The 10,663-nt window shown below is 38.4% G+C and carries 12 protein-coding genes; 2 read left to right on the top strand and 10 right to left on the bottom strand.

Annotated elements, in window-relative coordinates:
- Positions 1–43 precede the first annotated feature (43 nt).
- The 5 genes from BLR79_RS09135 to BLR79_RS07550 form a co-directional block, all read right to left on the bottom strand.
- Positions 44–850 (bottom strand): LPXTG cell wall anchor domain-containing protein, encoded by an 807-nt coding sequence (locus BLR79_RS09135; RefSeq protein WP_200778864.1) that lies wholly within the window; start codon positions 848–850, stop codon positions 44–46.
- Positions 851–892: 42 nt separating this feature from the next.
- Entirely contained in the window at positions 893–2,422 is a 1,530-nt protein-coding gene (locus BLR79_RS09070) for a hypothetical protein (protein ID WP_159427628.1), read from the bottom strand.
- A gap of 214 nt (positions 2,423–2,636) precedes the next feature.
- The gene (locus BLR79_RS07560) at positions 2,637–3,083 is read right to left on the bottom strand and encodes a hypothetical protein (RefSeq protein ID WP_092086577.1); all 447 of its coding nucleotides are present in this window, start codon (positions 3,081–3,083) and stop codon (positions 2,637–2,639) included.
- Between the two features lie 89 nt (positions 3,084–3,172).
- On the bottom strand, positions 3,173–3,685 hold the full coding sequence (locus BLR79_RS07555; RefSeq protein ID WP_092086574.1) for a hypothetical protein: 513 nt from the start codon (positions 3,683–3,685) through the stop codon (positions 3,173–3,175).
- A gap of 250 nt (positions 3,686–3,935) precedes the next feature.
- Positions 3,936–5,084, bottom strand: coding sequence for a LysM peptidoglycan-binding domain-containing protein (locus BLR79_RS07550; RefSeq protein WP_092086571.1), 1,149 nt, complete (start codon positions 5,082–5,084; stop codon positions 3,936–3,938).
- Positions 5,085–5,255: 171 nt separating this feature from the next.
- Here BLR79_RS07550 and BLR79_RS07545 point away from each other — a divergent pair, with 171 nt between their 5' ends.
- Entirely contained in the window at positions 5,256–5,678 is a 423-nt protein-coding gene (locus BLR79_RS07545; RefSeq protein ID WP_092086568.1) for a PPC domain-containing DNA-binding protein, read from the top strand.
- A gap of 50 nt (positions 5,679–5,728) precedes the next feature.
- On the opposite strand, the gene BLR79_RS07540 is transcribed toward BLR79_RS07545, so the two are convergent.
- From BLR79_RS07540 to BLR79_RS07520, 5 genes are all read right to left on the bottom strand, one after another.
- Entirely contained in the window at positions 5,729–6,958 is a 1,230-nt protein-coding gene (locus tag BLR79_RS07540; protein WP_092086565.1) for an ABC transporter permease, read from the bottom strand.
- Positions 6,955–7,734, bottom strand: a complete 780-nt coding sequence (locus BLR79_RS07535; protein WP_092086562.1) for an ABC transporter ATP-binding protein — start codon at positions 7,732–7,734, stop codon at positions 6,955–6,957. Before BLR79_RS07535 ends, BLR79_RS07540 begins: the two co-directional genes overlap by 4 nt.
- A 4-nt stretch (positions 7,735–7,738) precedes the next feature.
- Positions 7,739–8,989: an efflux RND transporter periplasmic adaptor subunit gene (locus BLR79_RS07530; RefSeq protein ID WP_092086559.1), complete on the bottom strand. Its 1,251-nt coding sequence runs from the start codon at positions 8,987–8,989 to the stop codon at positions 7,739–7,741.
- Between the two features lie 128 nt (positions 8,990–9,117).
- A complete protein-coding gene (locus BLR79_RS07525; RefSeq protein WP_092086556.1) occupies positions 9,118–9,939 on the bottom strand; it encodes a hypothetical protein in 822 nt (273 codons plus the stop codon).
- A gap of 143 nt (positions 9,940–10,082) precedes the next feature.
- Positions 10,083–10,388, bottom strand: a complete 306-nt coding sequence (locus BLR79_RS07520) for an LPXTG cell wall anchor domain-containing protein (protein ID WP_092086553.1) — start codon at positions 10,386–10,388, stop codon at positions 10,083–10,085.
- 86 nt (positions 10,389–10,474) lie between these two features.
- Between BLR79_RS07520 and BLR79_RS07515 the strand changes: the two genes are divergently transcribed.
- Positions 10,475–10,663, top strand: a 189-nt coding sequence (locus tag BLR79_RS07515) for a helix-turn-helix domain-containing protein (RefSeq protein ID WP_143338815.1), incomplete at its 3' end; no start/stop codon positions are given.

Genomic DNA, 10,663 nt, shown 5'->3' with positions numbered 1-10,663 from the left:
TAAGCTTTAAAAGCTCAAGGGGCTGAAAAATGATTCTCAATTATTATTTTCTTCTACGTGGGTTAACTAAACCTAAACCTGTAAGAAGTGATAATGCTGCTGCACCAAATAGACTGTAGTCACCTGTTTCTGGTAACTTGTCTTCACTTGAAATTGCTTTAGAAGCTTCAGCTTTTTCAGCTGCTGATTCTTCTTTATGCTCTTTTTCTGGCTTCATTTCTGGTTTTGTTTCGCCTTCTGGTTTTTCTTCCGGTTTAACTTCTGGTTTTTCTTCCGGTTTAACTTCTGGTTTTGCTTCAGGTTTTTGTTCAGGCTTAGCCTCAGGTTTAACTTCTGGTTTTTGTTCTGGTTTAGCTTCAGGCTTAACCTCTGGTTTTGTTTCAGGTTTTTGCTCTGGTTTAACCTCTGGTTTTACTGCTTTTTGGATAAAGTAGTAAGTTAATCCTTTATCAGTTGCTTCAACGTTAAACTTAAATTCGCCAAAGCCTAATGCTTTACCAAATTCATTAGCTACCACAACAGAAGCTTGTTCCATTGCTGCCCAGTCTTCCCAAGTTTCAGTTTGAAGTACTTTAATAACGTTGCCTTTTTCATCACGAACTTCATAAGTTACTTTATAAGTTTTCTTATCTTCAGGTTTCATTTCTGGTTTGGCATTGTTATCTGGTTTTACTTCTGGTTTAACTGCTTTTTGGACGAAGTAGTAAGTTAGTCCTTTATCAGTTGCTTCGACGTTAAACTTAAATTCACCAAAGCCTAAGGCTTTACCAAATTCGTTAGCCACCACAACAGAAGCTTGTTCTATTGCTGCCCAATCTTCCCAAGGTTCAGTTTGAAGTACTTTAACCACTTTACCTTTTTCGTCGCGAACTTCGTAAGTAGCAACGAATGTTTATTTTTCTTCTGGTTTGTCGCCTTCTGGTTTAACTTCAGGAGCTTGCTCGCCTGGCTTTTCACCTTCTGGGTTTGGTTGTGGTTCTTGCGGTTGTACCTCTGGTTGTTTCTCAGGCTCTTTATTCAGATCTTCTTCTGGTGCTGGTTTTTCTCCTTCACCTTCTGGGTTTGGTTGAGGTTCTTGCGGCTGTTCCTCTGGTTGTTTTTCAGGCTCTTTGTTTGGATCCTCTTCTGGTGCTGGTTTGTCTTCACCTTCTGGATTTGGTTGAGGTTCTTGTGGTTGTTCCTCTGGTTGTTTCTCAGGCTCTTTGTTTGGATCCTCTTCTGGAGCCGGTTTTTCTTCACCTTCTGGGTTTGGTTGAGGTTCTTGCGGTTGATTCTCTGGTTGTTTCTCAGGCTCTTTGTTTGGATCCTCTTCTGGTGCTGGTTTTTGTTGCTCTTCTTCTAATTTCTTAACTTCATCTTCTAGCTTTTGAGCTTCTTGTTCTTTTTCTGCTACTTTTTTAGTTGCATCTTCTAACGCTTTTTTAGCTTCTTCGACTTTCACTTCTGCATCAGCATAAGCTTTTACAGCTTGTGCTAAGGCTGGGCGATTATCTAAAATGCTTGGTTGACCAGCTTCTTGCTTTTCAACTTCTTGTTTTAATGTACCTAAGTCAGCGTTTCTTAAAGCTTCGCTTTCTTTATTTAATAAATCAGCTGCTGTTTGAAGGTTAGCAATTTCTTGATCCAATTCATTAACTTTATCGTTTGCTGCGTCGACTGCTTTTTGAGCTTCTTCAACCGCTTTTTGTGCTGCTTCTAACGCTTCTTTTTGAGCCGCATCTTGATTTTCTTGAGCTGCTTTTAATTCTTCTTGAGCTTTATCTAATTCAACTTGTTTAGCATCTGCAGCTGTTTGAGCTTCTTGAACTTTTTGTTCTGCTTGTTCTTTAGCATTTTTAGCGTCTTCTAATTCTTTTGCAGCAACGGCTTTAGCTTCTTCAGCTTTTGTTGCTTCTTCAGTTGCTTTATTTAAAGCATCTTGTTTTTGTTGAACAGCTGCTTCTTTAGCTGCAATATCAGCATTTGGTTGGTTTTGCTCTGCTTGAGCTTCATCTAATGCTTTTTGAGCTTCTTCAACTGCTTGTTTTAGAGCGTCAGTTTTTGCTTCTTCTTCTGCTAATGCTTTTTGTGCTTCTTCTACTTTTGTTTCAGCATCAGTAATTTTAGCTTCTACAACTTGAGCGGCAGTTTTTGCTGCACCTAATTTTTCATTAGCTTCGTCTGCTTTTTTAGTTTCTTCAGCAAGTTTGGTATCTACTTCTTTAGTTTGTTGGAGATTATCAGATTTTTGTTTTTCTACCTCATCAGCTTTATCTTTTGCTTCTTTGGCTACAGTAGCCGCTTCTTCTGCTGCCTTCTCAGCTTCTGGTAGAGATTGTTGTGCTGCTTCTAACTCTGACTTTTTAGTGTTTAAATCTTCGGCTGCTTTAGTCGCTTCATCTTTAGCTGCTTCAAGTTCTGCTTTCGCATTTTCTAATAACATCTGAGCTTGATCGGCTAATTTTTGTAATTCTTCCTCCGTAGTGCCAGCACTTTCTTCACTTTTGGGATCATACTCACTTAATTTTTCTTCAGCCTCAGTTAGCTTTGCTTGAGCTTCTTGAGCTTTTTGCTCCGCTTGAGCTAATTCTGTTTCAGTTTCAGTTTTTTCTGTTCTAGTCCAGAAACAGCTTCTGTCAGTTCTTGAACTTGATCTTTTAATTGATCTCTTGTAGCCTCAGCTTTGATTTGATCTCCAGATAATTTATCGTATTCTTCCTTCGCAGCTGCAAGTTGTTCTTCAATTTCAGTTTTTTCTGTTCTAATTCAGCTTTTTGAGTTTCTAACTCAGCTTTTTGATCTTCAGCTTGTTTAGCTGTTTCTTCAAGTTGAGCAATTTCTTTTTTAGTTTCTTCTAATTCAGCTTCAAAGCCATTCTTTTTATTAGTTTGCTCAGCAACATTTGCTTTATTAGCTTCAATGTTTTGTTCGTTACCTACTAAATCATTTTTAGCGTCATCTAAAGCTTCTTGTTTTTCAGCAATTTTCTTTTGAGCTTCTGCGTCATCGGTTTGCGCAGCATTTTTCGCATCTTCAAGCTCTTTGTTAGCGGCATCTAATTCTGTTTGAGCGGTTTCTTTTTTAGTTTCAGCTTCTTTAGCCACTTCTTCAGCTTTAGTTGCTTCTTCGGTTTTAGCTTCTTCAGCTTGTTGTGCTTCTTCTTGAGCTTTTTTAGCCTCTTCAACTTCTGTATCTAAAGGTGCTTTTCTTCTTTAAGTCCGTCTACTTTATCTTGATGCGCTTTCAATTCGTCGGATTGGGCACCTTTTTCTACTTCAGCTAATGCTTCTTTTTTTGCATTTAATTCGTTTGTTGCGTTGACTTGTTCTTTAACTGCTTGCTCTTTTTGTTCTTCTAGTTTGACTTGTTGGTCACCTAAGTCTTTAACTTGAGCATCTAATTTATTTTCTACTTCTGTTTGAGCAGTGTTAACGTTTGTATGGCCAGCATCTAATTTTGCTTTTTCAGCATCTACTTCTGCTTGGGCTGCTTTTTGTGCCACAACAGCTGCTTCCAGTTCTTGTTTTGCTTGTTCAGCGGCTTGTCTTGCGTCAGCTAACGCATTATTTTCAGCCATGGGTGCCATTTCACTTTGAACTACTCCTTCAGCGTGGGTTACAGGTGCGTAAAATGCGTTTGCTGCAACCACTCCTGAAAGAATGGCACTTGTTAGAAATAATGGTTTAATTAACTTTATCTTCTTCATATCTCTACCTCCTACTGTTGAGATAACAACTTTTGACCACACTAAATTATAGCAACTTTTATACATTAAATAATTAAAATATACTATTAATTTCTTTACATTTTTTTCATTTTTCTGACCTTTTTTATTATTATTTGTGATTTTTATTATAAGTAAAAACACTGACACAACAGAGTTTACATATCAAAAACACTGACTTTGTGATATAAAAAAAAGACTCACCTACTATATGTAAGCAAGTCTTGAGGGGTTATCTAAAATCATAACGCACTTCGTAGTGGCCATTTTTCCAATCCACATACCATTCGTCGTGTTTAGCGGGATCAAAGTGATCTTTCGCGTATTTAACTGCTGCATTTAAAGTTCTAAAACCATTTGTGTCAGTTGGTTTATTTTCTGGTTTAGGTGCTGGTTTTTCCACTCCAGGAATAACGAGCTGGTCGCCAATTTGTAAAAAGTTTGATGTGGCGTTATTGGCTTTTTTCAATGCATCCACAGTTAAACCATGTTGAGTGGCGATTTTGTAGTATGAGTCGCCTTTTTTAACAGTGTAATGACCTGTTTCTGGTGCTGGTTTTGGTTTTTCTACTGGTTTAACCACTTTCTTCATATCATAACGCACTTCATAGTGGCCGTTTTTCCAATCCACATACCATTCATCGTGTTTAGCGGGATCAAAGTTGTCTTTCGCGTATTTCACCGCTGCGTCTAGTGTTCTGAAACCATTTGTGTCAGTTGGTTTATTCTCAGGTTTAGGTGCTGGCTTTTCAATTCCAGGAATAACCAGTTGGTCGCCAATTTGTAAAAAGTTTGATGTGGCGTTGTTGGCTTTTTTCAATGCATCCACAGTCAAACCATGTTGAATGGCAATTTTGTAGTATGAGTCACCTTTTTGAACTGTGTAATGATCAGCTTTTGCCTCAGGTTGCTCGTTAGTTTCTGGTTGTGGTTCTGGTTTATTAATTCGCGGATCAAAATGGACGACAAAGTGACCGTCTTCATATTCTACTCGCCATTCCCGGTGTTGGTGCCAATCGAAATGGCTTTTAGCATATTCAACCGCTTCAGCGTTCGTTTTGAATCCATTCTCTTCTTGAGGTTGAACAGTTTCTTCAACTTCTTGAGGCGCAGGTTGTTCTACTTCAGGCGCTACTTCGGGTTCGTTTGTTTCCGGAATCACTAAATTAGTTCCTACTAAGAGTGTGCTTCCATCCATTTGATTAGCTTCTAACAATTCGTCTAGCGTAATATTATGTTCCACCGCAATACGGTAAAAATTATCTCCAGGTTTGACTTCATAAATCTCTTTTGCTTGTGCAAATGGTTGGAGGGCCAATCCTGCAGCAACTGCAGACAAGACGGCGCTCGCTTTTAGAACCATTTCTTTTCGACGTAACATTTGGACCCCTCCTTAAATAAATGTCTTCCTTTACTATCTTTATTGTAACACATCTGTAATATAATTGTAATTAATTTCACTTAAAATAAACATTAGAAATTATAGGAAAAGGTAAACATTAGAACAACATAGTAAGGACTGATAAACTAGAGATAGAAAGGATGATCATTTATGGAACATAAATTAGTCGACAACACTGTATTGGTTCGTTTAGACGTAGGCGATGAAATTCACGAATCAATCCAACAAGTGGCTGAACATTATAATATTAAAACCGCTCAAGTATCAGGGATCGGAGCCATCGAACGCATTACGGTAGGCTGTTACGACCCCGATTCAAAAGAATACCACACTATTGAATATAAAGAGTGTTTAGAAATGACATCAATGCAAGGAAATATTAGCCAAAATAACGGCAAACATCATGGTCATTTCCACATCACTTTGTCAGACCCTAAAGGAAACGTCTACGGTGGTCATTTAGTCGAAGCTTACACTCGTTTAACTTGCGAAATCATTATTCGCATTTTAGATACAACTGTTGAACGTCAATATGACGACTTTACTGGGTTAATGCTTTGGGATTTAAGTTAATAAACACAAAAACTCTCTCTTGCTTTAAAAAATGCAAAAGAGAGTTTTTCTTAACGTAAAATTTCGACCACATTCTTCTTAGCTGCCGTCCGTGCTGGGAAAACAGAGAAAACAATCCCGATCGTAACGGAAACAAGGACTGTTCCAAGGGCTGTTTTGACATCTAAAATCGCTGAAAACGGTAAAAATTGGGCGATGAAAAAGGCTAAAGCGATCCCTGAAAAGTAACCAATCACTCCACCTAAAGTAGTAATCGCAATTCCTTCAAGTAAAAACTGAGTTTGAATCGCTCGCTTAGTCGCTCCTAAGGAGCGGCGAATACCGATTTCCTTCGTCCGTTCCGCAACAGAAATATACATCATATTCATAACCCCAACCCCAGCGATAAATAAAGAAATCGCTGCGACACTACTAATAAAGACAGTAATTTGATTAAGTGCACTATTAATTTCTTGCATCATCTCACTAATGTCAAAGTAATTATAAGTGCCCCCTTCAGGTGCGTGGTCATTTAAATACCCTTGAATTTGTTGGGAAATACCTTTCATATCGACGTTATCTTTAAAGAAGACCTTTAAATAGTTTGTATCTTCTGGTAAATCGTAGTAACGTAAATAAGTTTCATAAGGAATATACCCGACTTCAAAGGTAGGCATTTTATCAGGAATTCCAAAGCTAATTTCTAACTGACTATCACTTTCTTTAAAAACACCTACGACAGTATAAGAACGATGATCCAATTCAATCCCTTGTTGATAAGCCAGTTCTGGGCTACCAAATAAATCCCTAGCTACTTCTTCACTGATCACAATATAACGTAAGCCGGATTCATTATCGCTCATCGTTAAATTACGCCCCACTACCATCTCTAAATCCGTTTGTTCTACAAAGGCAATCTCATCGTAACGCTTTTGATTCGTCAACGTGACTTCAGGATAAAACGTTTCAACCGCGTACTGAGTATCCACCATCACCTCATCGACCCCCTCCATTTCTTCAATGGCTTGGAGTTTATCTTGACTGTAAGGATTATCTCGATGGATATGGGTCTTATTCTTTTCTTCAAAAGGACTTGGCGTATAGTAGAAATCTTGACTTAATCGTCCTTTATCGTCTTTTGTTAGCGCATCAATCGTTGATTGACGGCTCCCATTTCCTAAGCTTAAAATGGTAATCACCGCTGCGATACCGATAATAATACCAATCATCGTCAAAAAAGTCCGTCGCCCATTAAGACGTAAGGTCGCAAAGGAAGATTTAATGATTTCACTTAATTTCATTCATCTTCCCCACTTTCTTTTAAACTACTTTGAGCTGTCAAACGATTAAATTCTTGTGTCATCTGGTCCGCTTGAGCGGAATTTACTTGACTAACCACGCCGTCAACGATCGTAATATGCCGGTCAGCATACCTTTGAAGGGTTGGATCGTGGGTAACCATAACAATCGTGACGCGATCTTTTTCATTTCGCTCTTTTAAAATATCCATAATTAAACGTGCTGTTTTAGTATCTAACGCCCCGGTTGGTTCATCGGCAATAATAAAGCTCGGTTCATTAATTAAAGCTCTCGCAATAGCGACCCGTTGCTTTTGACCCCCTGATAATTCGGAAGGACGGTGTTTTGCTTTATCTTTTAAGCCGACACTTTCTAACGCGTTCATTACTTTATCTTTACTTTGACGACTCGTCAGTCCTGCATAAAGTAAAGGAAGTTGGACGTTTTCGTAAACAGTCATACTATCAATTAAATTAAAGTCTTGAAAGACAAACCCTACTTGATGATTTCTTAACCAAGAAATTTTTGAGTCATTCGCTTCTTCAATAGGTTTTCCTTGGTAAATATAATCCCCATCGTACCGATAATCTAAAAAGCCTAACACATTAATTAAAGTGGATTTTCCTGACCCTGAAGGCCCCATAATCGAGACGAATTCACCCGAGTAAATAGTTAAATTAACATCTTTTAAAACGTGTAGCTCTTGTTCACCCATTTGATAATATTTATTGATATTTTTAATGTCAATTAAAGGAGTAAGTGTCTTACTAGCTGACATAATTTCACTCCTCACTGTTAGGATCCATAATGGTCACGTCTTGTCCGTCTTTTAAGTTATAAGGGTTTAAAATTAATTGATCGCCTTCTTTTATCCCGTTCACCGCCACTTTAGATGTCCCTTGTTGATCCATTGTTAAAGAGACTTTATGCGCTTTTCCGTCGCGGTAGACAAAAACTATCGGATCTCCCTTAGCGTCCGTTACTTGAGCGTCTTGGGGAACCATTACCCCGTCTAAGCCAATTTGAACTTTAACGCTGTAGCCAGGCTGAATAAACTCATCAATCGCAACCGTAAAACCATAACGACTATTGCCGGCAGTTCCTTCTTGTTTAGTCGTATTTAAGGCATCTTCTTGGCCTGTTGGCATTTGACTTTTCGGCACGTCATCAAAGGAAACTAATCGGCCCTCAATATCGCGGTTTTCTGCATTAACATGAACCTTTACGGGCATGTCTTCCCTTAAAGCATAAAAGTCGTACTCACCTACTTCGCCAACAATAGAGACTTTATTACTTACAACGCGCACTAAAGGAGTACTTGGATTATCTTCGCCGTCACGGTCAACTTTAACGACGCCATCAGCTTTAGCTTTAACGTTTAATTGATCTTGATTTTCTAAACGTTCCACTTGAATTTGTAAATCTTCAATTTGGTCATTTAGTTCTTGAATCGAAGCCTCCCCTTCATTTGTCGGCATATAATTGCCTTCACCTGGGCCAATAATTTCTTTAAAGCCACTTTCTTTAGTTGTCTTAGTGTCTGCCGCAACTTCATAGTAATATTGGCCATTGGCAGCCCAATAACCGACTAATTCATTTCCATAATTATCATAAGTCTTCCCTGTCATATCTGCTAGTTGTTGAATCGCTTCTTGACGGTTTCGCATCAACCGGCGCATGTTACGTTGCGCGTCTTCAATTTCTTGTGTTACTTTCTCTTGGCGATAATTAAATAATGTCTCGCCTTTTTTAACTTTTTGACCGTCTTTCACAAACAAGTGATTCAACTCACCAAGTTCGGGGTTAATATAGTACACTTGATCCGTCGTTAAAGACACTTTCCCATCAATTGAGGTCGGTTCTTGTTTCGTAACGGTGTACAGTTCATAGTAATGATTCTCATCACCATCGGCCGCTTGGACATATTCCGTTGGAGGAACCGCAACAGATCGGTAAACTAAATACCCACTTCCTAGTAGTACCACTGTGCTTCCTGTAATGACTCCTGTTAATAACTTCATTCGTTTATTCATTATGGTCTTCCAATCTTTCTTTCGTAATTTATGAAAAGTTTATCAATCTTTTATCGTATTTTCAATCAGACTTAAGGCGGACGAAAAAAGCCCAAAAGCAATTTTCACTGCCTTTGAGCTTAATACAACTATTCTTGAATGGATCTGAAATGATTTTCAACGGCTACGCCGTATTCTTTTTCGAAATTAAAAGAAGATGGAATGGCTGTGGCGTCCCCTTTAAAGTCTAAGTTAAATACTTCTTGAGTGGCTGGGTTGACTTGATAACTTAAGTTCATATCTCCAAAGATTTTATGACCTATCGGATCGGCGTACCCTTCATAACCAGCGGGGGCTGGTTCAATAGTATAGTAGAAAACATGAGGATCAAATCCTTTAGCGTTAGCCACTAACTGAATCGCGTGAGCTTCTTCTAAATGTTGCATAGACCATGTGTTCCAGTGCTCCATTTGTTCTTGCCATACTTGGTTTAAACTTTTATCCGCCAATTCCGATGCCGATTGAGCGTAAAATTCAGCACGAAGAGGCGCCATTAAGTCATTCGCAACATAAATTAATTCGCGCAAGGTGGCAAGACCTTCTTTTTCCACTTCAGGTAGACCAGGCATCATGGATTCAAAAATATAAGAGTGACTCATTAATTCAATATAGTTCCACTCTTGATCCGAATAAAAGCCATCTTGTTTTGTTGGTAATTCTTTTAAGCGATTAAAAAAAGCAGAAATCATTGGATGAACAGAGTCTTCTTCATAAGCTGATAAATCCAATTGATCTAAATAAGCACTAAACTCTTCATAAGTTGAAGGGAGTTCAATGTCTTCAGGTAAATGTTCTAAGACAACTACGTCTGTTTGAGCGACCCCTTCTTCAGCTAGAGTTAAGGGAGTGACAACACCACTCAAAGACAGAGCGGCAGATAAAAGTAGCGTTTTCTTCAGTAAAGATTTCATAAATAACCTCCGTTAGTGAATAAGGGAACAGATGATATACATACCGAATATACCATATTACAAACCAAAAAGGAACTTAAGACCTTTTTAAAAGGTTTTTAAGTTCCAATGAGTAAAATAATGAATTAGTTTTTAAGTTATGACTAATTTTCGCGACGACGGCGTGTAAAGGTTAATCCTAGACCTGATAAGAAAGTAATTAAGCCAAATAATGTCACTTCTTTATCGCCTGTATTAGGTAATGTATTGGCTTGTGCTACTTCTTGAGACTCTTTTTTATCCTTTGTGGTAGCTGATGCTTTTGGTTGCTTAGCTACTTTACTTGTTATGACAGGGGATGTTTCTTTTTCTTGTCCTTTAGTTGGTTTGGCTGTTGTCACCTCTTGAGATTCTTTTTCTTGTTCTTTTAGCGGTAAATCTGCTTGTGGTACTGTAAGGGTATCATACATATGTGACACGAAAACATAAAAAAAGAGGAGCTTCTGGTACACTATATTTAACGAATAAAAAACAATAGTGTGAAAGGAAGCTCCCCATGAAGTCAATTATAACAGAAGAAATGCGATATAGGCAAAAAGTTGTTGAGTATGCGGAAAAATATGATAATAACGCCAAAGCAGCCCGTCGTTATGGCACAAGCCGTCAAAACGTCCAACGTTGGCGCAAGCGTTACGATAAGACGTGGGATAGCTTACGTAACAAAAGTCGCCGTCCTCACAGTCAT

The organism is Dolosicoccus paucivorans (assembly GCF_900100125.1).
Taxonomy (GTDB): domain Bacteria; phylum Bacillota; class Bacilli; order Lactobacillales; family Aerococcaceae; genus Dolosicoccus; species Dolosicoccus paucivorans.
This window is presented reverse-complemented; position numbering and strand designations above follow the sequence as displayed.